Source organism: Bacteroides fragilis NCTC 9343 (assembly GCF_000025985.1).
Classification (GTDB): Bacteria; Bacteroidota; Bacteroidia; order Bacteroidales; family Bacteroidaceae; genus Bacteroides; species Bacteroides fragilis.
In genome coordinates, this window is sequence record NC_003228.3 from 2,192,448 (window position 1) to 2,214,597 (window position 22,150).

A 22,150-nucleotide genomic window follows, 5' to 3' on the forward strand; every position below is an offset into this window, starting at 1 on the left:
CATGAATAAAGAAGTAGATCTTTCAGTATCCTGCCTTGGTAAGGTGAAAGAGCTGAAATATGATGTTATTATTTTGCCGTGGGGAGCTACGGAACCCCATAATTTACATTTGCCGTATCTCACCGATTGCATTCTCCCCCATGATATTGCCGTGGAGGCAGCCGAACTGGCACTTAGCCGTTCGGGTGTCCGTTGCATGGTGATGCCGCCCGTACCTTTCGGAGCGCATAATCCCGGGCAGCGTGAATTGCCGTTCTGTATCCATACCCGATATGCCACCCAGCAGGCTATTCTGGAAGACATCGTATCGTCCCTTCATGTACAAGGATTTCGTAAGCTGTTGATTTTGAGTGGACACGGAGGGAATAATTTTAAAGGGATGATTCGTGACCTTGCTTTTGAATATCCCGACTTTCTGATTGCTGCCGCAAACTGGTTTGAGGTGGTGTCGCCCAAAGGCTATTTTGAAGCGGAGATTGACGACCATGCCGGAGAATCGGAAACTTCCGTGATGATGCACTATCATCCGGAACTGGTGAATCTGGCTGAGGCCGGTGATGGCGAATCGAAACCGTTTGCCATTGCTTCGCTGAACGAAAAAGTAGCTTGGGTACCTCGTCATTGGGACAAAGCAACAGTAGACAGTGGTGTAGGAAACCCGAAAAAAGCAACAGCGGAAAAAGGAGAGCGTTATGTGAAACCGATCGTAGAGAAACTCGCCGGACTTTTTGAAGAAATGGCACAGCATGATCTATATGAATGATGGAAAGTGTCTGATAAAAAACAGGCAGCGTCAAATAGTTGACGCTGCCTGTTTTTTTAATTGTTACCTAAAAACTAATCTTTATTCCTATAAAAAACAACCTATTTATTAACTGCTGCAAAAATACAGCATGTAGTTGAATTACGTTTTGATATAAATCAAAAAATGTTTTTTACAGTACTCCCGAACGAACACGACTGAGTGTTTCCGGGGTCATCAGCAGGTAGGATGCAATGTGTGATAACGGAGCTCGTTTGATGATCTCCGGATGATGGTGCAAGAGTAGGTTGTAGCGTTCGCGTGCTGTTTCGAAACGCCATGAATCGGCCTTTATTTGCGATACGATGAGTGAGTATTCCAGTACCTTACGATAGAAAGCATTGATTTCTTTGGATTGTTCCAGCAACTTTTGCAGGACGTCATAAGGGAGCATATATACTACCGCCGGTTCCAATGCTTCAGCCATCAGGTGGGTAGGTTCTTGTTTTAACAGGCTTTCGATGCACATCAGGATACATCCTTCGTATGAGAAGTGCTCGGTGACATCTTTTCCGTTTTTATAATAAAATTGCCGCAACATCCCTTTACCGACAAAAACCATGTGGCGGCTTATTTGTCCTTCGTTCAACAACATTTCACCCTTTTCCAGCTCTTTGCGTATCAAGACCTGTGCCAGTAGTTCTCGTCCCTCTCTGTTCATCTCCGGATATCTGGAGTTTACAACAATATCCACTGTCTCTTTCAGGTTTTCCATTATGTTATATATTGATAAGTTATTATAGATTGCGGGGCAAAAGTACGAAAATCGGTTGATATAAATCAATTTTTCAAAGTAAAAAGATTCGTTTTACTCCGATGTCCGGCCGGAGGAAGAAGTGTATGAAAAAAAAGTTCTCTCCTTTAACATTTGAAACTTAGCCGGTTAACTTATTTCGCATAAAATCCTTGAAAAAAATGTTGCAGAAAGATTTGCGTAGTTCAAAAGTTCCCTCTATCTTTGCATCGCATTTGAGAGGAAATGCGGTTAAAAAGGAAGTTTGGGTGAGTGGCTGAAACCACCAGTTTGCTAAACTGACGTACGGGTAACCGTACCGGGGGTTCGAATCCCCCAGCTTCCGCACCAAATCTCAACTTTAAGATGACAAAGAAGAGCTGAGTTTATTGCTTAGCTCTTTTTTGAATCTAATTTTCAATCGGGTGGGTTCGTCTAACGGTTAGGACACATGCCTCTCACGCATGTAATACGAGTTCGATTCTCGTACCCACTACTATATGATAATCAGCCTTTTACGGTAGCGTAAAAGGCTTTTTTATTGCATCTTGGTTATGAATGATAAATATGAAGAGAGGCTTGGTACGGACCGTATGTTGCCACTTGTGTTCAGGATGGCACTTCCTGCGGTAATTGCACAAATCGTAAATTTGCTCTATAATATTGTGGACCGCATCTATATCGGGCATATCCCGGGAATCGGTACTCAAGCACTTGCAGGTATCGGGGTGGCAGGTTCTCTGATTATTTTGATTTCAGCTTTTTCGGCTATTGTGGCCGGGGGAGGTGCGCCTCTTGCAGCCATAGCGTTAGGGCAGGGCAACCGTACCCATGCCGGAAAAATATTGGGTAATGGCTTCGTGTTATTGCTGTTTTTTACACTTCTGACGTCCGGCTTATCTTATTTGTTTATGGAACCGATTCTTTTGTTTACCGGTGCTTCGGAACAGACGCTCGGGTACGCAACGGCTTATCTTTCGATTTATCTTATCGGTACCCTTTTTGTCGAAGTCTCTGTCGGGTTGAATACTTTTATTAATACACAGGGACGTCCTGGCATCGCTATGCTGTCGATTGTTATTGGAGCGTTGCTTAATATCTTGCTCGATCCTCTGTTTATTTTTGTCTTTGATTGGGGAGTGAAAGGAGCTGCGCTTGCCACTATTATTTCACAGGCTTGCAGTGCTGGCTGGGTATTGTTCTTTCTGACATCCCGGCGTGCTTCTTTGCGGCTCGAGCCTCGTTATATGAGGTTGGACCGGAAGGTTGTTGGAGCTATATTGGCGTTGGGAGCCTCACCGTTTATTATGGCAAGTACCGAAAGCTTGGTAGGATTTGTGCTGAACGGTTCATTGAAGACATTCGGTGATATCTATGTGAGTGCATTGACAATCATGCAGAGTGCCATGCTTTTTGTCAGTGTTCCCCTTGCCGGCTTCGCATTGGGATTCGTACCCATCGTAAGTTATAATTATGGTCATGGAAACCGAGAAAGAGTGAAGGAATGCTTCAAAATAGTGATGACCTTTATGTTTCTGTTCAATCTCGTTTTGATCCTGCTGATGATTTTGTTTCCCTCTGTGATTGCTTCGGCCTTTACTTCTGACGAAAAGTTGATAGAAACCGTAGTACAGGTGATGCCTGTCTTTTTGGCGGGGATGACTATTTTCGGGTTGCAGCGTGCGTGCCAGAATATGTTTGTCGCATTGGGGCAGGCCAAGGTTTCTATCTTTATTGCATTACTTCGTAAGGTGATCCTGTTGATTCCCCTGGCCCTTATGCTTCCATACCTGATGGGAGTGATGGGGGTATATGCTGCCGAAGCAATATCGGATGCTGCGGCAGCCATTTGTTGTACGGTCATCTTTGCGGTTCAGTTCCCAAGGATCATGAATAAATTGACGGTCCGTTCCTGACGAAATCCTGTAATACAACAAGGGGAGGCGTCAAGAGTAGATTTACACTAAGTAAGCTTCCAGGCAATGGCTTCATAAGGCCGTAACCACAGCCTGTTACCATGCAATACGGCCGGATACTTTTTATCTTCATAATTATGTAAGATGACAGTCGCTTTTCCATCCATACCCGTTGTCGTCATTCGGAGAAGTATAAATGGGGATTTCTTTCTACAAGCACCTTTTAGCAGGAAGATGTTCTTAAATTCTTATGAAACAGTAGTGTACAGAAGGAGGGAGAGGGTGGTCAGGATAGTCTGAAGCTGATCCGGAGGAAAGGGCATAAAAAAAGGCTACTCTCACGAGCAACCAATCTTTGTTAACCTTAAATCTAATACTATGAAAAACACATTGCAAATATACGGATTTGGAGAATATCGGCAAATTATCCGGGTATAAATCGTAATTTTGTAACGTTATTTAGTAAATCTGTTTTTCTTGTTAACATTTGATGTGTCCTTTTTAGAGCTTTCTGCCTTCTTTGTCCTGTTTCCCTCTTTTATTTAGGCGATTCCCTCTGCAGATGTAGGTTTTTTCTTTTCATGCAAATCATTTCTTTCCCTACTTTTGTTCACATCAAACTGATATAACTAAAAACTATACGATATGAAGACTTTAACTTTTAAATACTTAAAATTGTTTCTGCTGGCAGTGGCAATGATAAATCTTACTTCTTGTGAGATTGAGATCGATGACTTTTATGATGATGACAATATCGGTGGTTCGTACTATAATAAATCCCTTGATCTTTGCAGTCGTCCCTGGGCAGATACGTTTTATGATGCCGACGGGAACTATTGCTATCAGGAACTGAATTTTTATCTCGATCGCCATGGAGAAGATTATATCCGGGTGGAATATCCCAACGGACGTTATTCCGAATCGGTGTACTCCTTTACCTGGAATTGGGAGGACCGTTCGCAATACTCCCTTCGGATGGTATATGGTCCCGGTGATGTCTCTTATCTCGACGATGTCTGGATTCGAGGGAATGTGCTGAGCGGATACCTGGATGGACACGATAATTATGTTGACTTTACCGGAGTGAGATAACCTAAACTTTTATATAGATAATTGCAGGCGGATTGATATATTCTTGATATATGTCAATCCGTCTTTTCAGTGTTTTTAGATACCTTTGCAGCCCGAAACGGATAAGGTAAAATGACACACAGAATTCAACAGGAAAGCATAAAGAGACGTCTGGCAAAACTGGCTGCTCCTATTTTTATTGAGACATTACTGATTATGATGCTGGGAGCGGTGGACACCATTATGTTGAGCCGTCACTCTGACAATAGTGTAGCCGCTGTCGGAGTTGTCAACCAGATTATTATGCTGACCTTTTTGGTGTTTGAGGTGATCAACCTGGGAACATCCGTACTTTGCTCGCAGTACCTCGGCGCAAGGCTTGAAAAGAAGGTGGTTCAGGTAGTGGGGGTGTCGTTGCTTGTCAATTTGTTGGTTGGTGGAATAATCAGCCTTATTCTGTTTACAATGGCCCGCACCATTCTGCAATGGATGGGCTTGGGTCCGGAACTGATGGCCGACGGTATGGATTACATGCGTATCGTGGGTGCATTCGCTTTTTTCCAGGCTATTTCTCTCACTCTTTCCGCTTCATTGCGCAGTGCCAATAAAGCCATATATCCGATGTTGGTGACGGTAGTAGTCAATATTCTTAATATTATCGGTAATTATTCGCTGATTTTCGGTAAGTTCGGCTGTCCCGAACTCGGGGTGGAAGGGGCGGCTATTTCTACAGCCTTCAGCCGTGGAGTATCTATGGTGATTCTGTTTGTCATTCTGTTCCGCAAACACATTCATCGTTTCCCGTTGGCCTACTTCCGTCCGTTTCCTTTTATCGAATTGAAGAATTTGATGCGGGTCGGTCTGCCTTCTGCCGGAGAGCAGCTCTCGTACAGTTCATCGCAAGTGGTCATTACTTTTTTTATCAATATGCTTGGAGTCGAGGCGCTGGCTACCCGTACTTATTGTGTCAACATTATCATGTTCGTCTATTTATTCAGCATCTCCATGGCCCAGGGAGGAGCTATCTGTATCGGACATTTGATAGGGGAGAAGAAACCTCATGCAGCTTTTCTGCTCGGTAAGTACGTCATGAAGAAATCCGTAATGATTACGCTGATTCTTTCCGGTATTATTGCTGCTTCCGGGCATGCTATACTGAGTTGGCTGACTTCCAATCCGGAGATCATCCGTATGGGAGTGATTGTATTGCTGATCGATGTGGTGCTCGAGATAGGGCGTCCCATTAATATTTTTGCGACGAATGCCCTCCGTGCGGCAGGTGATGTGAATTATCCTTTCTATGTAGGATTGGTTGTGATGTGGAGTGTGGCTGTCGGCATAGGTTATTTATTTGGAATTTATTGGGCTTGGGGCATTTGCGGCATGTGGGTTGCCTTTGCTCTCGATGAAAACATTCGCGGAATTATCTTTGTCCGTCGTTGGTATGGGATGAAGTGGGTGAATAAAAGCTTTGTGAGGTCATAAATAGTTGCTATCTTTGCCGACGCTAATGCATCCTTATGCGTTTAACGGATACATTGGCTTATGGATACATTGGTAAATTATTCACATGGAGTGGTTATATAGTCTCTTTATCGAACATTCTGCTTTGCAGGCAGTTGTCGTTCTTTCCCTGATTTCCGCCATTGGGCTCGGATTGGGCAAAATTCATGTTTGTGGCATTTCGCTTGGCGTTACCTTTGTCTTTTTTGCCGGCATTCTGGCCGGGCACTTCGGATTGTCCATTGATCCGCAGATGCTGAATTACGCCGAGAGTTTCGGGCTCATTATCTTTGTATATGCCTTGGGGTTGCAGGTTGGTCCCGGCTTTTTCAGCTCATTTCGCAAGGGAGGGGTTACGTTGAATATGCTTGCCATCGCAGTAGTGATTCTGGGTACGTTTCTTGCGGTTGTTTGCAGCTATACCACCGGAGTTTCGTTACCCAATATGATAGGCATTCTGTGTGGTGCCACCACTAACACTCCGGCTTTGGGAGCAGCCCAGCAGACGCTGAAGCAGATGGGGCTTGAAAGCAGTACACCAGCTTTGGGATGTGCCGTGGCCTATCCTCTCGGAGTGATTGGGGTGATTCTGGCGGTTCTGTTGATCCGTAAATTGCTGGTACGCCGGGAAGATCTTGAAGTACAGGAAAAAGACGATGCCAACAAAACCTATATTGCCGCTTTTCAGGTACACAACCCTGCTATTTTTAATAAAAGCATTAAGGATATCGCTCATATGAGTTATCCAAAATTCGTCATTTCCCGTTTGTGGAGAGACGGCAATGTCAGTATTCCCACTTCCGAAAAGATTATAAAAGAAGGCGACCGCTTATTGGTTGTTACATCCGAAAAAGACGCATTGGCCCTTACCGTACTGTTCGGTGAACAGGAGAATACGGATTGGAACAAGGAAGATATCGATTGGAATGCTATCGACAGCCAATTGATTTCGCAACGCATCGTCGTCACCCGTCCCGAATTGAACGGGAAGAAGTTGGGAGCTCTTCGTCTGCGCAATCATTACGGAATCAATATCAGCCGTGTCTATCGTTCCGGGGTGCAATTGTTGGCTACTCCCGAACTTACCTTGCAGTTGGGTGACCGTCTGACAGTGGTCGGCGAAGCGGCTGCCATCCAGAATGTGGAGAAGGTACTTGGAAATGCCATCAAAAGCTTGAAAGAACCCAATCTTGTGGCTGTATTTGTCGGTATCATCCTGGGATTGGCCCTGGGAGCCGTACCTTTCTCAATTCCCGGTATCAGTACTCCTGTCCGGCTCGGACTTGCAGGCGGTCCCATTATTGTAGGCATCCTGATCGGGACCTTTGGACCCCGTTTGCACATGATCACCTATACCACTCGCAGTGCCAATCTGATGCTCCGTGCCTTGGGGCTGTCCCTTTATCTTGCCTGCCTTGGGTTGGATGCAGGTGCCCATTTCTTCGATACGGTATTCCGTCCCGAAGGACTTTTATGGATCGGCCTGGGCTTTGGGCTGACCCTCGTGCCTACGGTGCTTGTGGGGTTCTTTGCTTTTAAGATTATGAAGATCGATTTTGGCAGCGTTTCCGGTATGTTGTGTGGCAGTATGGCCAATCCGATGGCATTGAATTACGCCAATGATACCATCCCCGGAGATAATCCGTCGGTAGCTTATGCTACGGTCTATCCGTTGAGTATGTTCCTTCGCGTCATTATAGCCCAGGTGCTGCTCATGTTTCTTCTATAGCCATTCGGGCGAAATTTATAAATTGTAAATCGTAAAATCGTAAATTATATGACTGCTCAAAGTAATATAACCCCCGAAAGTATCGTTGCCGATCTGCGTTATCTGCAACTGCTTTCACGTAGTTTCCCTACCATTGCCGCTGCCAGTACAGAGATTATCAATCTTGAAGCCATCCTGAATCTTCCGAAAGGGACCGAACATTTTCTGACCGATATACATGGCGAGTATGAAGCTTTTCAGCATGTATTGAAAAATGCTTCGGGAGCGGTGAAGCGGAAAGTGAACGAAATATTCGGCCATACTCTCCGTGAGATCGAGAAGAAAGAACTCTGCACGCTTATTTATTATCCGGAAGAGAAACTCCAATTGATTAAAGCAACCGAAACCGATATTGACGATTGGTACCTGATCACTCTCAATCAGCTGGTAAAGGTCTGCCAGAACGTATCATCCAAATATACCCGTTCGAAGGTTCGCAAATCATTGCCGGCCGAGTTCTCCTATATCATCCAGGAGTTACTTCACGAATCGACCATCGAGCCCAATAAACATGCTTATATCAATGTGATTATCAGTACCATTATTTCCACTCGCCGCGCTGACGACTTTATCATTGCCATGTGTAATCTGATACAGCGTCTTACGATCGATTCACTCCATATCGTGGGCGATATCTACGATCGTGGTCCGGGTGCCCATATCATAATGGATACTTTGTGTGATTATCACAATTTCGATATCCAATGGGGAAATCACGATATCCTCTGGATGGGTGCAGCATCGGGTAATGAAGCTTGTATGGCCAACGTGATCCGTCTCTCGATGCGTTACGGCAATCTGGGGACATTGGAAGATGGGTATGGCATCAATCTTTTGCCTCTTGCCACTTTTGCGATGGATACTTATGCGGATGATCCCTGTACCATCTTTGCACCTAAGACCAACTTTGCTGATTCTACTTATAACGAGAAGACCTTGAGGCTGATAACCCAGATGCATAAAGCTATTACCATCATTCAGTTTAAGCTGGAGGCAAACATTATTAATCGTCGTCCGGAGTTCGGAATGGGTGGTCGCAAGTTGCTTGAGAAAATCGACTTTGAACGGGGAGTATTTGTCTATGAAGGCAAAGAATATCCGTTGCGCGATACCAACTTCCCTACGGTAGATCCTGCAGATCCTTATCGTCTGACTGATGAAGAGCAGGAATTGATAGAAAAGATACATTACTCGTTTATGAACAGCGAGAAACTCAAAAAACACATGCGTTGCCTCTTTACCTATGGAGGTATGTATCTGGTGTGCAATTCCAATTTGCTTTATCATGCCTCTGTGCCTCTCAACGAGGATGGAAGTTTCAAGCACGTGAATATCTGCGGTAAAGAGTATTGGGGGAAGAACTTGCTGGACAAGATAGACCAATTGATTCGTACGGCTTATTTTGATGAAGATGATGAAGAAGAGAAACGCTTTGCCATGGATTACATCTGGTATCTGTGGTGCGGACCGGATGCCCCTTCGTTCGACAAAGACAAGATGGCTACGTTCGAACGTTATTTCATTGCGGATAAGAGCCTGCATAAAGAGACGAAAGGATATTATTATGCTTTGCGTAACAAAGAAGAAATCTGTGACCGGATTCTTGAAGAATTCGGAGTGACAGGGCAGCATACTCATATCATCAACGGTCATGTGCCGGTAAAGACCATTAAAGGCGAGCAGCCGATGAAAGCCGGTGGAAAATTGCTGGTCATCGACGGTGGTTTTTCGAAAGCTTATCAGCCGGAGACCGGTATTGCCGGATATACGCTGGTATATCATTCACATGGTTTGCAGTTGGTGCAGCATGACCCTTTCCAGTCTACACAGAAAGCCATCGAAGAGGGACAGGACATTAAGTCGACTACCTTCGTCATCGAGTTCAATTCACAACGAATGATGGTGAAAGATACCGATAAGGGAAAAGAGCTCGTAACGCAAATTCTGGATTTAAAGAAGTTGTTGGTAGCATACCGGATCGGTTTGATAAAGGAGAAGGTCTGATCAGGTTCACCACAGAATAACACAGCGTCTTACAGAGGAATAATTTTAATATAAACTCTGTGAGACGCTGTGTCGTTTGGCTGTGAATCAATTAGAACAGAACCACTCCTGCTTCCGCAATCACACCTTTGTCGTAGGTCCTGGCTTTGTTATAGTAACGGCTGCCACCGTATCCGCCTGTGACGAACAGACCGAATTTATCCGTAAACCGATACTCCAGGTTGAGGCGTGCCTGCAAGGCATAAAGACGTGCCGGAATGCCTTCCACCTTTTTATTCCGGAATGTTTCGATGTGCTGATAGCCTAAATCACCGCTTACAAACAAGTTTCTGTAGAGTGGAAGTTCAAGGCCTGCCCGATAGAATAATGCCGCAGAAAATTTATCGTCAAAATCAAGATAGTGTGTGCCTCCACCGAGGATAGTGTAGAAGAGTTTGTTCTTGAAACGTGCACCTACATTGATTTTGGTGCTGTTTCCTCCGAAGACCATTAACTGTACCTTGGTCTGCGGGTTGGCATTGACCAGTCCCAGCTGAAGTCCTTTCATATCCTCCTTATGATAGTTGAACAGTCCGATCTGCAAACCTTTTGCCTTAGAGGCAAAATTGAACAGTCCCAATTGCACTCCGTTCATTTGTCCCCCGGTTACATTGGCAAGTCCGGAAAGTTGCAGTCCGTTCATTTCTTCTCCTACCACGTTGAGCAATCCCGACATCATAAGTCCGTCATATTCCTCACCGGTTACGTTGGCAAGGCCTGCCAATTGTACACCTGCGGCTTTATCTCCTGTGATATTCATGATACCACTCATCATCAGTCCGCGCATATTGTCTCCGGCAATGTTGCTTAAACCCGTAATCAGTACACCCTTTGCTTTGTTTCCGGTGATGTTGACAAGTCCCGAAACAGACAATCCTGCCAGATTGTTGCCGTTTACGTTACTGATACCTCCAATCTGCACTCCATGCATGCTTCCTCCCGCAAGGTTGGCCAATCCGGAAATCTGCACACCGTTCATATTGTTCTGTACCATACTTCCGAAGGCATTGAAGCCTACACCGTGCAACTTATACATTGCCGAGAAAAGCCCCAGGTTGACATATGTAGTCTGTGTACTGTCAAGTGGTTGCGTACATGCTTTTTTCCATAAAGAAAGATTGATTCCCCCACTTTTGTTTCCGCCTTTATTCTGTGCAGGCAGACAGACTGCAGCCGAAAGAAGAGCTGCTACAAGAATTATTTTCTTCATAAGCTAAATTTTTAGAACGCAAATTACGCAGATTTGCACGGATTATCCTATTAAAATCTATGCAAATCTGCGTAATCGATGTTTTTTTAAGAAAGATAGAGACTGCTTTTATCCTTTTGCCTCTTGATATAAGAAGCGTTTGATACTCTTCTTCGGAGTCTTTTCAAACTCTTCCGGATAGATTTTCATTTTCGAAATCTGGCTGTAGGCAGGAAGCATTTCGTTCAAGGTAATCCGGTTTTCTTCCATCACCCGTTCCATGTCTTCATTTTTCAGACCATGCGCAAAGGCTTCGTCAAAATCCGGATAAACCAGTCCCACCAGTTTGTCATTCTGCTGTACGATAATACTTTCGGCCACGTACGGCAGATTGTTCAGCTTATCTTCTATTTCTTCCGGATAGATATTTTGTCCGCTGGCACTCAATAACATATTCTTGCTGCGTCCCTTAATTGTGATGTTGCCTTCAGCATCTTCTAGGGCAAGGTCACCGGTATGTAACCATCCGTCTTTATCGATCACCTGGGCGGTAGCCTCTTCATTCTTATAGTAGCCTAACATTACGTTCGGACCTTTGCAGACAATTTCGCCTACTACGTTTTCCGGATCGGGTGAAAGGACTTTCACTTCCATGTTGAGTGCTGCTTTTCCACATGATCCCGGTTTGAAGCGTTTCCAGTCTTCATAACAAATGATAGGACCGCACTCGGTCATACCATAGCCCACTGTATAAGGGAAGTCGATCATTCTCAGGAATTGTTCCACCTCCTGGTTGAAGGCGGCTCCACCTACAATGACAGCTTCAAAGTTGCCGCCAAAGCCTTTTATCATCTCTTCGCGTACCGTTGCTTTAATCTTATCATTGATAATCGGCACTTTAAGCAGCAGCTTCATGGTAGGAGTCTCCAACTTCGGAAGTACGCTCTTCTTGATGATCTTTTCAATAATCAGCGGAACAGCCACGATCAGATTGGGTTTCACATCGGCAAACGCCTGGAAGATAATCTTCGGGCTCGGCATGCGGGTGAGGAAGTAAATCTGGCAACCTACCGCAAATTCATACAGGAACTCGAAAGCCAGTCCGTACATGTGTGCCATCGGCAGCATGGATACGATCTTATCACCTGCTTTCAGTGGAAGGACCTCGAAAGCGAAAGCCATATTCGACCATAGGCTGCGATAGGGGAGCATTACACCTTTTGAATAGCTGGTGGTTCCCGAGGTATAGTTGATAACAGCCAATTCTTCAGGCTGATCCTTATGATATTCGATATGTTCCTTACGGAAATTTTTGGGGAATTTCTTGCCGAACATTTCGTTGAGGTGTTCACGTGCGTGAGTCAGTCGTTCACTACGTGATACCAGTAACGTAAAATCGTTCATCATCAGGATACCTTCAAGCAACGGCATGGCAGACTCATTGAGGTTTTCCCAGACCACGTCTCCTACAAAGAGGAGTTTGGCTTCCGAGTGATTGACGATGTTGTGTACGTTATCAGCTTTGAATTCGTGTAAGATGGGGACGATAACCGCTCCATAAGTGAGAGTCGCGAGGAAAGTAACTCCCCAATGGGAACTATTTCTTCCGCAAACGGCTATTTTGTCTCCTTTGCGGATTCCGCTTTCTTCAAAGATGATGTGGAGCTTTTCTATTTTGCGGGCTACGTCTTTATACTGTAGGGTGGCACCTTTATAATCTGTCAGGGCGTCCAAATCCCAATTATTCTTAATACTATTTTCAATGTAAGCTATAAAACTTTGTTCCATTGTTTTTTGCACATTTGATGATAAATTGTGCAAATATAGCTATTTAATTGAGATTTGAAAGCTTGGAAGCTATTTAAATTTTTCTTTTGCAGGTTTCACTGTATTCACTACAGGGTACACGGAGGATATAGAAGTTCTGTTTTCATTTCTATTTTATCACTCTGTATCCTCCTATGCCCTCTGTGGTGAATGATTATCCCAGATACCACTCGTACATTTTCTGTACCCCCTCTTCAATATCGATCTTATGATGCCATCCGAGGTTGTGCAATTTCGACGGATCGGTAAGTTTTCGCATGGTTCCGTCCGGTTTACTGCTGTCAAAAGTCAGTTCACCCTGATAGCCGACTGTATTTACAATCAGTCCGGCCAGTTCGCGGATTGTAATTTCTTTGCCGGTACCTATATTGATGTGGCAGTTGCGGATGTCTTTTGCACCGGTTTTGTAGGTATCCTTGAAGTCCACATGTTCCATTACGAAGACACTGGCATCTGCCATTTCTTCACTCCAAAGAAATTCCCTTAGAGGCGTTCCTGTTCCCCAAAGTGTCACCTCCGTTTCAGTAATGCCGTATTTCCGGAGAATCCGGAGGATCTCTTCGTTGGAGTTGGCACCACTGATGCCTTCTACCGGACGCAGGTTCATATCTTTACGCACGGCCTCCCAATCTCCTTTTTTCAGGCAGTGTGCCAAGTGAACTTTACGGATCATGGCAGGCAGCACATGACTGCGTTCCAAGTCAAAGTTATCGTTCGGCCCATACAGGTTGGTCGGCATCACGGCGATGTAGTTCGTTCCATATTGCAGGTTGAAGCTTTCGCACATTTTCAGTCCGGCTATTTTGGCTATGGCATAAGGTTCATTGGTATATTCCAGTGGAGAAGTGAGCAAGACGTCCTCTTTCATCGGCTGTTCGGCATCCCTCGGATAGATGCAGGTACTGCCCAGAAAGAGCAGTTTTTTCACCTGATGCCGGAAACTTTCTCCGATCACGTTCTGCTGTATCTGTAAGTTCTTATAGATAAAGTCCGCACGGTAGATACTATTGGCCATGATTCCTCCGACAAAAGCGGCAGCCAAAAACACGTACTCCGGCATTTCCTCATCAAAAAACTGCTTTACGGTCGCACCGTCCAATAAGTCCAGTTCCTTATGTGTGCGTCCCACCAGATTCGTATACCCCTTTTCCTGCAGATTTTTCCATATAGCCGAACCCACCAGTCCGTGGTGTCCGGCTACATAAATTTTTGCGTTTTTATCCATTCTGTCAATCATGTTTAGTCGCAATCATTCTTTTCACTTTGGCCATATCGTGGCGTACCATGATTTTTACCAGTTCCGGGAATGGTGTTTTGCATGGATTCCATCCCAATACGGTTCTGGCTTTGGTTGGGTTACCGAGCAATTGTTCCACTTCGGCAGGGCGGAAGTATTTCGGGTCGACCTCTACCAGTACTTTGCCGGTGGCCGTGTCGATTCCTTTCTCATTGACGCCTTCGCCTTCCCAACGCAGGTTGATGCCTATTTCGGCAAATGCCAGTGTACAGAATTCGCGGACGGTATGCATTTCGCCGGTAGCGATTACGAAATCTTCGGGTACGTCATGTTGCAGGATCAGCCACATACATTCTACATAATCTTTGGCATAGCCCCAGTCACGCTTGGCATCCAGGTTACCCAAATATAATTTATCCTGTTCGCCTTGTGCGATGCGTGCTGCTGCCAGCGTGATCTTACGGGTTACGAAAGTCTCGCCACGGCGTTCACTCTCGTGATTGAATAAGATACCGTTTACGGCAAACATTCCGTAACTTTCACGATAGTTCTTGGTGATCCAGAAACCGTATTGCTTGGCTACTCCATACGGAGAACGCGGATAGAACGGAGTCGTTTCGCTTTGCGGCACTTCCTGTACTTTTCCGTAGAGTTCGGAAGTGGAAGCCTGGTAGATGCGTGTCTGTTTTTCCAGTCCCAGGATGCGGACAGCTTCAAGCATACGCAATGTACCGAGTGCATCCGCCTCGGCGGTATATTCCGGTACGTCGAACGATACTTTTACGTGGCTTTGTGCCGCCAGGTTGTATATTTCGTCGGGTTGTACTTGCTGGATGATGCGGATCAGTGAACTTGAGTCGGTCATATCTCCGTAGTGCAGGTTGACTGTACGTTTCTGTTTCATATCGCGCACCCATTCATCAAAGTACAAGTGTTCGATCCGGCCTGTATTGAAAGAAGATGAACGGCGCAGGATGCCGTGTACTTCGTAACCTTTCTGAAGAAGAAACTCGGCGAGGAATGAACCATCCTGTCCGGTAATACCTGAAATAAGAGCTTTTTTCATGTCTATTGTTTTGAGTTTATAATCTTTTTGACGATGCAATATTCGGTATTTTCATAAGAACGGGCAATCTATCTGCTGAATTATTTTCTTTTTTCAACGGAAAAAACTTATCTTTGCTGTAATTTATTAAAATAGAAATGAATATTATGCTTTTTAATATTAAAATATCTATTCTGTTTTATATAATGAATTTTATTTTAAATAAATTCGTGTATGAATGATATATTTGATGAATTGGTATCATCCAACTCCTGGAATGGAAAACTTCCGAAAGTGGAATTTGCCCGTAAAAGTTACACAAACCGTATATTCGGGTATGTAGGTAACCGCCTTGTAAAGGTCCTGACCGGACAGAGAGGGGTAGGTAAAGGATGCCTGTTGCGGCAGATCATCTATCAGTTGATTGCCGATGGTGTTTCATCACGGAACATTCTATATATAAGTAAGAAGTTCACAGATTCGGGCGTACTTTCCGGATATCGTGATCTGGACGACTTGCTTTTTATCTATCGTGAGAAAATCCATCCGGTAGGTAAAGTCTATATTTTTATTGAAGAAATACAAAAAGTGGAGGGCTGGGAACATTTTGTCCATTCCCATTCACAGGACTTTGTAGATACTTGCGAGCTGTTTATCAGTGGTTCCAACCAGGATATGCTTTCGGGTGAAGCCGAGAAGCTTTTGGCCAGACATTACGTCAGTTTTGAGATATTTCCCTTTAGCTTTTCCGAGCATAGGATATTGGAGAGGGTAGAGGCTACCGGCAAAAATTACGCGGAATATATGGGTAAGGGGGCACTACCCATTCTTTTCAATCTTCCGGATGCGGAGGCCGGATGGAAAGCCATTTCCGCTCTCCGCGATACGATTCTGTTTCGTGATATCATCCGTCGATATCGGATTAAGGATGCCCGCCTGCTCGAAGATGTGTTCGTCTATTTGTGCACCCATCTCGCTGAGTTGATTACCATCGGTCAGCTGGTCAGTCACTTTGCTGCCCAGAACCGGAAGACGAGTTATGATACGGTTGCCAATTATATCTGCTATCTGGAAGACACCTCTCTGATTCATCGCGTGGAACGTTATCAGATCCGCAGCAAAGAGATTCTTCTAGGTAGCTGCAAATACTATATTAACGATTGGTCATTCATGCGCCATCTGTATCCTTTTTTTGCCGGTTCCCGAAAATCCTGCTTTGAGAACCAGGTTTATCTGGAACTGCGGCGTGCCGGATATACCGTTTTTGTAGGTGTGCTTCGAGGAGGCAAACTGGTCGATTTTGTTGGCAGGAAGAAAGACCGCATTGTGTATTTGCAATGTGCACCTCTGCTCAATGATGATTTTCAAGTGGAGCAAATGTACAACACGCTGGAGATGATACAAGACAATTATGAAAAGTGGGTCGTTTCTATGGACGATACCACATTGCCCTCCAAAGAAGGGATTCGTCACATACAAGTCTGGCAACTGCCTGAAATACTATAGTCTGACAATCTTTTTTGATTGCTTTGATGTCCGGATGATGCCGTTTACGAAGTTAACATCTTGTTGTTTACGAAGTTAATATCATAATTTTACGAAGTTAAAATCGTATCTTCGGGAAGTTAACTTCCTGAAGTCACGATTTTAACTTCGTATTAGTGCTTTTTGAATCGCTTTTCAATCCCTTGAGAATCAGTGTCCGTTTCCGGAGGAAAACAGCTGCGTTCTTTAATTGATTGCAAGCAAACAGCATTTTCCAGAATATAAAATGTACTGTTTGTCAGAAAAGTTCTTTTTTAGGTTCCGCTTCTTTTCTTTGCCCGGTTCAACGCTGCGATCATGTATTTTCCTTTTGCTCCGATGTTACTCCAGTTCGTGCTGCAAATCAGTTTCCATACAGGGGTTCCTTTTCTCCCGTAATCTGACAGTCGCAGGATTGCTTCGATCTCTTTTTCGTCTGTTATTCCGAATCGTTCCAGGTTTCCCATTAATCCCACGTAGTTGTGTGTCATTGTATTAAATGCGTATCCGGGCATACTGACCGGCGTAGCATTGACTTCCTCTTCCTTCCCCCTTGGGGGAGCTGAGGGGGGAAATTCTCTACTTTGCTTTACTTTACTTTGTTCGGTATTGCATGCATTTTTTGCATCAGAGCCTGCATCCTGCTCTACATTTTGCGTGCAGACGGTCTTTTCTTCATTACATGTCTCTTTCGGTTTTATCAGTAGATAAGGCATGGCTGTCCAGTTCCTCTTTCTTCGCTTGGTTGCCTCTATCCATACTTTTTGTATTGCTTCAGAGGTCAGTACTTTATGTTCCGCATAGCTTCCCCTGTCTATCATTCCTTTCTCGATCATTATCTCGATAATCCCCTGCACCTCTTCTGCGTCTGCCTCTTTTCCCGTCTTGTTGGCGAAAATAAGGCATTGTTCCTCACCCCACGGAATATAATATCCTTCTTTATATATTTTGCATAGGAGTTTCAGTACAATCGCGAGTCCTTTCATGCCATATTTTGCTTCTATTACCTCCATTGCGTTCTCTTCCATAAAATTCACAGCTATTGGAAAGTAATTTATTCCATCGTATGTTGTTGCCATAATTGTTAAGTTGTTATGTTACTGATTAATTGGTCACTGAAAGATTCTCCTATACGATCGCTCTCCATTCCATGAAATTCTCTATTTTGAAGGTCATCCACCTTTGTTGCTCCACATCCCGGTAGACCACTGTGTTTTTTATTTCCATCGGATCATACTGCTTTCCGAAATCTTTTTCGTATCCCACCAATGTTCCTTTCACCAGTTTGAATGTTCCGTCCTGTTTCATATAAGCTACGGCTGCATGTCCATATTGCATATATTCTATGAGGGCTTCCAGTCGTTCTGCCATCCATTCGGAGCACTGTTCTGTGTAGTCCTTTTCGAGCATGATTTGTCTTTTCCATTTTCCTTTCATCATTTCGTTTTTCGATACTGCTTTCCTGTTCTTTTTCATAATTGATTTTTTAAAGTTTATTAATGAGTTATTGTCGGGCTTTTATTTTTACCCATGGCAAAGTACGGTAATAAGTTTTGAATAGACTAATCCTGTAAAAGTACTTTAGAAAGGGGCTTTTACAGGATTTTAACAATCGGTTATTCGCTTTCATCTCGCTTTTTCCGGAATGCTCTGGCATATTTTTTCAGCTCTGATAGAAAAGAACGTTTATTAGGCTCTGTAGCAATGCCTTTGCGCTGATATTCAAAGGTGAGATATTCTTTTATTGTTTCCTGTAGTTCTTCAATGGGTCTGTTTTCCATGCTGTTGATTCCGCCTTTGATAAAGCTTTCGGTAAGTGCCTCCATTAGCTTTCCTTTGCCTTTTGTGATGCGTAGTGGTTCTCTAACCTTTTGATTGAGGCTGAATTGCAAGTCGGCTTTACCCGCAAAGATTACTTTTCCATTTACTTCGATGGTTACTAAGTTATCATTCAATGAGATAACTACTTTTTTTCTTCCATAATGTTAGTTATTAAATGAATTTATGAAAGGACAAAGTTTGTATAAAAAAATATAAATATAAAAGAATACCGGAGTTTTTTTAGTTTAAAGGGAGAATCTTGAAGTGTAAGGATCTTGTTATTAGTTATTTATCTTAAGATATAGGCGTTGTTTCAAAAAACGTTCGTTTGATTGAACAAAGGTAAGGAGTCTGTTTTAATGTACAAAATATTTAGTGGATAAAATTTTATCAAAGATTTTATGTTGCTGATTCTCAAATATATATAGAGCAAAAAAAGTTCTTTGTTCAGCTACTTTACAATATTCATTTTTTCATCGAAAAAAAACTCAAAAATGCTGTTTCAAAAGACGAACGTTTTTTGAAACACATTCGTTCGTTCTCAACTTCTAAAAATGTTTCGTAAAATTTGACGGTTTGAAAGAGAAAAGATGTCTCGTTCAAACCGCGAAGCGCACCCGAAATAAAGGAAAATTTCCCCAAGTATAAATCGTAAATGTCTGAACAACAGAAGTATTGGTTTGCCGCCCGTACCCGAGATAAACAAGAGTTTGCTATTCGTGACTCTCTTGAAAAATTGAAGACTGAACTTGATCTCAATTACTATCTTCCCACTCAGTTTGTCATCCGGCAGTTGAAATATCGTCGAAAACGGGTGGAAGTCCCTGTTATTAAGAATCTTATCTTCATCCAAGCTACCAAGCAAGATGCTTGTGATATTTCTAATAAATACAATATCCAGCTTTTTTATATGAAAGACCTGCTTACCAGGGCTATGCTGATAGTTCCTGATAAACAGATGCAGGACTTCATATTTGTCATGGATTTAGATCCGAATGGCGTCAGTTTCGATAATGACCATTTATCTGTCGGTAGCAGGGTTCAGGTAGTTAAAGGTGATTTCTGTGGTGTCGAGGGCGAACTTGCCAGCGAGGCCAACAAAACTTATGTTGTTATTCGTATTGCCGGTGTATTGAGCGCCAGCGTCAAAGTTCCTAAAAGTTATTTACGTGTCATTTAAGTTATGAATACACTCACTTCTCAAATTGAACAATTACAGAGTCTCGCGCACGAGTTACTCTATTTAGGTGTGGATGGTGCTCCTATTTATACCGATCATTTCCGTCAGTTGAACAAAGAAGTTTTAGAACAATCCGATGCGTTGTATCCTCAGCGTGGTGCTACTCCCGAAGAGGAAGCAAACATCTGTCTGGCATTATTGATGGGTTACAATGCAACCATCTATAATCAGGGTGACAAGGAGGAGAAAAAGCAAGTTGTTCTCAATCGTTGTTGGGACGTGCTTGACCAACTTCCTGCTACTTTATTGAAATGCCAGTTGTTGACTTATTGTTATGGTGAGGTGTTTGAAGAGGAGTTGGCGAAAGAGGCGCATACTATCATAGAAAGTTGGAGCAATCGAGAACTTTTAAAAGCTGAAAAAGAAATAGCTGAAAGTTTGAATAATTTGGAAGCTAATCCATATCCGTACAGCGAACTACACGAATGATTCGTTCCTTTCTTTCCCGTTCTCCCCTTTACGTTTTGGCTCTCTATGCCAGCGTTTTGATTTTTCTGGTTTATACTTGTGCCTATGCCTACCGTAAGCCATTTACCGCAGCCATTTATGAAGGTGAGATTCTTTGGGGATTCGATGTCAAAATCCTGTATGTCCTTTCTGAGATTATCGGCTACGCCCTTTCCAAGTTCATCGGTGTTCGTATTCTGCCTTCGATGAAAGCGGGTCACCGCATCTATTATATAATAGGGCTGCTTACTTTTTCCGAAGTTGCTTTGTTGGGTTTTGCACTTCTTCCGGTTCCTTTGAAGGTGTGTTCTATTTTTCTGAGCGGTCTTCCCCTGGGTATGATCTGGGGTGTCATTTTTAGCTATATCGAAGGACGTCGTATCAGTGAAATATTGAATGTCGGGCTGAGCGTTGCTTTGATAGTCTCTTCCGGTTTGGTGAAAACCTTGGGACAATTCGTGATGGATAATTTGCATGTGTCGGAATATTGGATGCCTTTTACCACCGGTTTGTTGGTATACCCTGTTATGTTGCTTTGCAGCTGGCTTCTCAATCAGATTCCGGCTCCCAATGAGCAAGATATCATACAGCGTACCAAACGTGCTCCGATGGATGGTAAAGACAGGCGTAAATTTTTGAGGCAATTCTTCTGGGGAATCTGCATGCTGGTTGTTTTTTACGGTGCCCTGACCGTGTTCCGTGAGCTTCGTGACTCTTTCGCTGCCGATATTTGGAAGGAGCTCCATATTGAGGGTGCAATGATCTTTACTCAGACAGAGGTTCCCATTGCCGCTTTTGTCCTTGTACTGATGTTCCTGATTGTGTTTGTCCGTAATAACCGTTTGGCTCTTAATATCATTTATTGCATTGCCGTCACAGGCGGTTCCTTAATGGTTTTTTCCACATTGCTTTATGTGTACGGTTTTCTTTCTCCTATTTGGTGGATGATTCTTTCCGGTCTTGGTCTGTATATGGGGTATATTCCTTTCACTTACCTGATAGAACGCCTGATTGCTTCCCTTAGGGTGGTTAGTACGGCTGTTTTTATTATTTATTTGGCCGATTCTTTCGGCTATCTGGGCACTACGGGTGTGTTTATGGTCAAGAACTTCGTTTCTGCTGACATTTCCTGGACTGTCATGCTAATGCGTACTGCCCTTTTTTCAGGATTTGTTTCTGTCCTGTCGATTTTTGCGATTTACTGTTATTTCAAGCAACAATTGAATTCACTTATATTAATTCCCTCTGAAATTCATGATTAAAACAGCAATGATCATGGCTGCCGGTCTTGGTACCCGCTTCGGGCATTATACCGAGCTTGTGCCCAAAGGTTTTGTGGAGGTTGGTGGAAAACCTATGATTATCCGCTCTATCGAAACCCTTCTTTCCTGCGGTATCGAACGTATCATCCTCGGTACGGGTTATAAAAAAGAGGCTTATGAAGCCCTTCAGGCGGATTTCCCCCAGATAGAGACCTGTTTCAGTCCCCGTTATGCCGATACTAACAGTATGTACACTCTGTACAATACGCGTGACGTGATAGGCGATGACAATTTCCTGCTGCTTGAATCGGACCTTGTTTTTGAACGCAAGGCCATCCTCTCGCTACTGGATGACGAATTCCCGGATGTGATGCTTGTCTCTTCTCTGACCAAGTTCCAGGATCAGTATTATGTGGAATATGACCGCAATCACATCCTTACTTCCTGTTCGGTAGACAAGAACGCCCTTGAGGCAAAAGGCGAGCTGGTCGGTATCCATAAACTTTCCAATACTTTCTACCGCCGGATGTGCGCCGATTATGCGACCATCCTGGAGTCCCAGCCTAAACTGGGTTACGAGTACGAACTGCTCCGCATGTCCCGTTCCGTTTCCCCTGTCCGTGTGCTCAGGGTGGAGGGTCTTAAATGGTATGAAATCGATGATGAAGCCGACCTTTCGTATGCCGAGGAGCACATCATCCGCTATTGTTAAAAACAAATCT

Annotated in this window: 20 protein-coding genes and 2 tRNA genes; 13 read left to right on the forward strand and 9 right to left on the reverse strand. The window is 43.8% G+C overall.

Annotated elements, in window-relative coordinates:
* Position 1 precedes the first annotated feature (1 nt).
* Positions 2-763, forward strand: a complete 762-nt coding sequence (locus BF9343_RS08740; protein ID WP_005794868.1) for a creatininase family protein — start codon at positions 2-4, stop codon at positions 761-763.
* Positions 764-935: 172 nt separating this feature from the next.
* Here BF9343_RS08740 and BF9343_RS08745 read toward each other — a convergent pair whose 3' ends face one another.
* Positions 936-1,517: a Crp/Fnr family transcriptional regulator gene (locus tag BF9343_RS08745; RefSeq protein WP_005786786.1), complete on the reverse strand. Its 582-nt coding sequence runs from the start codon at positions 1,515-1,517 to the stop codon at positions 936-938.
* 277 nt (positions 1,518-1,794) lie between these two features.
* Between BF9343_RS08745 and BF9343_RS08750 the strand changes: the two genes are divergently transcribed.
* From BF9343_RS08750 to BF9343_RS08760, 3 genes are all read left to right on the forward strand, one after another.
* Positions 1,795-1,881, forward strand: a tRNA-Ser gene (locus tag BF9343_RS08750).
* Positions 1,882-1,959: 78 nt separating this feature from the next.
* Positions 1,960-2,031: transfer RNA gene (locus BF9343_RS08755), tRNA-Glu, on the forward strand.
* Positions 2,032-2,089: 58 nt separating this feature from the next.
* Complete coding sequence (locus tag BF9343_RS08760) at positions 2,090-3,451, forward strand: MATE family efflux transporter (RefSeq protein WP_005786787.1); 1,362 nt, start codon at positions 2,090-2,092, stop codon at positions 3,449-3,451.
* A 47-nt stretch (positions 3,452-3,498) separates the two neighbouring features.
* Here the strand turns inward: BF9343_RS08760 and BF9343_RS24110 are convergent, their stop codons facing one another.
* Complete coding sequence (locus BF9343_RS24110) at positions 3,499-3,633, reverse strand: hypothetical protein (RefSeq protein WP_255021165.1); 135 nt, start codon at positions 3,631-3,633, stop codon at positions 3,499-3,501.
* A gap of 463 nt (positions 3,634-4,096) precedes the next feature.
* Here BF9343_RS24110 and BF9343_RS08765 point away from each other — a divergent pair, with 463 nt between their 5' ends.
* From BF9343_RS08765 to BF9343_RS08780, 4 genes are all read left to right on the forward strand, one after another.
* Positions 4,097-4,543 carry a hypothetical protein gene (locus tag BF9343_RS08765; RefSeq protein WP_005786789.1) on the forward strand — a complete coding sequence of 149 codons (447 nt, stop codon included), beginning with the start codon at positions 4,097-4,099 and terminating at the stop codon, positions 4,541-4,543.
* Positions 4,544-4,654: 111 nt separating this feature from the next.
* Positions 4,655-6,007, forward strand: coding sequence for an MATE family efflux transporter (locus BF9343_RS08770; RefSeq protein WP_005786791.1), 1,353 nt, complete (start codon positions 4,655-4,657; stop codon positions 6,005-6,007).
* Positions 6,008-6,092: 85 nt separating this feature from the next.
* Positions 6,093-7,754: a putative transporter gene (locus tag BF9343_RS08775; protein WP_010992736.1), complete on the forward strand. Its 1,662-nt coding sequence runs from the start codon at positions 6,093-6,095 to the stop codon at positions 7,752-7,754.
* A gap of 48 nt (positions 7,755-7,802) precedes the next feature.
* On the forward strand, positions 7,803-9,797 hold the full coding sequence (locus BF9343_RS08780) for a fructose-1,6-bisphosphatase (protein WP_005794862.1): 1,995 nt from the start codon (positions 7,803-7,805) through the stop codon (positions 9,795-9,797).
* A 91-nt stretch (positions 9,798-9,888) separates the two neighbouring features.
* Here BF9343_RS08780 and BF9343_RS08785 read toward each other — a convergent pair whose 3' ends face one another.
* The 4 genes from BF9343_RS08785 to gmd all read right to left on the reverse strand — a co-directional run bounded on the left by BF9343_RS08785 (position 9,889) and on the right by gmd (position 15,155).
* On the reverse strand, positions 9,889-11,046 hold the full coding sequence (locus BF9343_RS08785; protein WP_010992737.1) for an LA_2272 family surface repeat-containing protein: 1,158 nt from the start codon (positions 11,044-11,046) through the stop codon (positions 9,889-9,891).
* Positions 11,047-11,154: 108 nt separating this feature from the next.
* Positions 11,155-12,813, reverse strand: a complete 1,659-nt coding sequence (locus tag BF9343_RS08790; protein WP_010992738.1) for an AMP-binding protein — start codon at positions 12,811-12,813, stop codon at positions 11,155-11,157.
* Positions 12,814-13,006: 193 nt separating this feature from the next.
* Positions 13,007-14,077: a GDP-L-fucose synthase family protein gene (locus BF9343_RS08795; RefSeq protein ID WP_041926321.1), complete on the reverse strand. Its 1,071-nt coding sequence runs from the start codon at positions 14,075-14,077 to the stop codon at positions 13,007-13,009.
* Between the two features lie 4 nt (positions 14,078-14,081).
* Entirely contained in the window at positions 14,082-15,155 is a 1,074-nt protein-coding gene (gene gmd, locus BF9343_RS08800; protein WP_005786803.1) for a GDP-mannose 4,6-dehydratase, read from the reverse strand.
* Between the two features lie 213 nt (positions 15,156-15,368).
* On the opposite strand from gmd, the gene BF9343_RS08805 reads away from it, so the two are divergent.
* Entirely contained in the window at positions 15,369-16,640 is a 1,272-nt protein-coding gene (locus BF9343_RS08805) for an ATP-binding protein (RefSeq protein WP_010992740.1), read from the forward strand.
* Positions 16,641-16,933: 293 nt separating this feature from the next.
* Here BF9343_RS08805 and BF9343_RS08810 read toward each other — a convergent pair whose 3' ends face one another.
* The 3 genes from BF9343_RS08810 to BF9343_RS08820 all read right to left on the reverse strand — a co-directional run bounded on the left by BF9343_RS08810 (position 16,934) and on the right by BF9343_RS08820 (position 18,613).
* Positions 16,934-17,737, reverse strand: a complete 804-nt coding sequence (locus tag BF9343_RS08810) for a DUF4373 domain-containing protein (RefSeq protein ID WP_005794855.1) — start codon at positions 17,735-17,737, stop codon at positions 16,934-16,936.
* A gap of 49 nt (positions 17,738-17,786) precedes the next feature.
* Positions 17,787-18,134 (reverse strand): SH3 beta-barrel fold-containing protein, encoded by a 348-nt coding sequence (locus BF9343_RS08815; protein ID WP_005786809.1) that lies wholly within the window; start codon positions 18,132-18,134, stop codon positions 17,787-17,789.
* A 140-nt stretch (positions 18,135-18,274) separates the two neighbouring features.
* Complete coding sequence (locus tag BF9343_RS08820) at positions 18,275-18,613, reverse strand: hypothetical protein (RefSeq protein ID WP_005786811.1); 339 nt, start codon at positions 18,611-18,613, stop codon at positions 18,275-18,277.
* Positions 18,614-19,134: 521 nt separating this feature from the next.
* On the opposite strand from BF9343_RS08820, the gene upbY reads away from it, so the two are divergent.
* Genes upbY through BF9343_RS08840 form a run of 4 tightly spaced genes read left to right on the forward strand, consistent with a single transcriptional unit; the run spans position 19,135 to position 22,140 of the window.
* Positions 19,135-19,659: a capsular polysaccharide transcription antiterminator UpbY gene (upbY, locus tag BF9343_RS08825; protein WP_005786813.1), complete on the forward strand. Its 525-nt coding sequence runs from the start codon at positions 19,135-19,137 to the stop codon at positions 19,657-19,659.
* Between the two features lie 3 nt (positions 19,660-19,662).
* Positions 19,663-20,148 carry a UpxZ family transcription anti-terminator antagonist gene (locus BF9343_RS08830; protein ID WP_005817126.1) on the forward strand — a complete coding sequence of 162 codons (486 nt, stop codon included), beginning with the start codon at positions 19,663-19,665 and terminating at the stop codon, positions 20,146-20,148.
* Positions 20,145-21,428, forward strand: coding sequence for a DUF5690 family protein (locus BF9343_RS08835; RefSeq protein ID WP_010992741.1), 1,284 nt, complete (start codon positions 20,145-20,147; stop codon positions 21,426-21,428). Before BF9343_RS08830 ends, BF9343_RS08835 begins: the two co-directional genes overlap by 4 nt.
* Positions 21,421-22,140, forward strand: coding sequence for a phosphocholine cytidylyltransferase family protein (locus tag BF9343_RS08840; protein WP_010992742.1), 720 nt, complete (start codon positions 21,421-21,423; stop codon positions 22,138-22,140). Before BF9343_RS08835 ends, BF9343_RS08840 begins: the two co-directional genes overlap by 8 nt.
* Positions 22,141-22,150 lie beyond the last annotated feature (10 nt).

Bases quoted from the DNA above. Each gene is read 5' to 3' on its own strand.
- BF9343_RS08830 (WP_005817126.1), top strand. From the start codon at position 19,663: ATGAATACACTCACTTCTCAAATTGAACAATTACAGAGTCTCGCGCAC.
- BF9343_RS08805 (WP_010992740.1), top strand. From the start codon at position 15,369: ATGAATGATATATTTGATGAATTGGTATCATCCAACTCCTGGAATGGA.
- gmd (WP_005786803.1), bottom strand. From the start codon at position 15,155: ATGAAAAAAGCTCTTATTTCAGGTATTACCGGACAGGATGGTTCATTC.
- BF9343_RS08765 (WP_005786789.1), top strand. From the start codon at position 4,097: ATGAAGACTTTAACTTTTAAATACTTAAAATTGTTTCTGCTGGCAGTG.
- BF9343_RS08790 (WP_010992738.1), bottom strand. From the start codon at position 12,813: ATGGAACAAAGTTTTATAGCTTACATTGAAAATAGTATTAAGAATAAT.
- BF9343_RS08770 (WP_005786791.1), top strand. From the start codon at position 4,655: ATGACACACAGAATTCAACAGGAAAGCATAAAGAGACGTCTGGCAAAA.
- BF9343_RS08760 (WP_005786787.1), top strand. From the start codon at position 2,090: ATGAATGATAAATATGAAGAGAGGCTTGGTACGGACCGTATGTTGCCA.
- BF9343_RS08740 (WP_005794868.1), top strand. From the start codon at position 2: ATGAATAAAGAAGTAGATCTTTCAGTATCCTGCCTTGGTAAGGTGAAA.
- BF9343_RS08785 (WP_010992737.1), bottom strand. From the start codon at position 11,046: ATGAAGAAAATAATTCTTGTAGCAGCTCTTCTTTCGGCTGCAGTCTGT.
- BF9343_RS08780 (WP_005794862.1), top strand. From the start codon at position 7,803: ATGACTGCTCAAAGTAATATAACCCCCGAAAGTATCGTTGCCGATCTG.
- BF9343_RS08810 (WP_005794855.1), bottom strand. From the start codon at position 17,737: ATGGCAACAACATACGATGGAATAAATTACTTTCCAATAGCTGTGAAT.
- BF9343_RS08745 (WP_005786786.1), bottom strand. From the start codon at position 1,517: ATGGAAAACCTGAAAGAGACAGTGGATATTGTTGTAAACTCCAGATAT.
- BF9343_RS08840 (WP_010992742.1), top strand. From the start codon at position 21,421: ATGATTAAAACAGCAATGATCATGGCTGCCGGTCTTGGTACCCGCTTC.
- BF9343_RS08775 (WP_010992736.1), top strand. From the start codon at position 6,093: ATGGAGTGGTTATATAGTCTCTTTATCGAACATTCTGCTTTGCAGGCA.
- BF9343_RS08795 (WP_041926321.1), bottom strand. From the start codon at position 14,077: ATGGATAAAAACGCAAAAATTTATGTAGCCGGACACCACGGACTGGTG.
- BF9343_RS08835 (WP_010992741.1), top strand. From the start codon at position 20,145: ATGATTCGTTCCTTTCTTTCCCGTTCTCCCCTTTACGTTTTGGCTCTC.
- upbY (WP_005786813.1), top strand. From the start codon at position 19,135: ATGTCTGAACAACAGAAGTATTGGTTTGCCGCCCGTACCCGAGATAAA.
- BF9343_RS24110 (WP_255021165.1), bottom strand. From the start codon at position 3,633: ATGACGACAACGGGTATGGATGGAAAAGCGACTGTCATCTTACATAAT.
- BF9343_RS08815 (WP_005786809.1), bottom strand. From the start codon at position 18,134: ATGAAAAAGAACAGGAAAGCAGTATCGAAAAACGAAATGATGAAAGGA.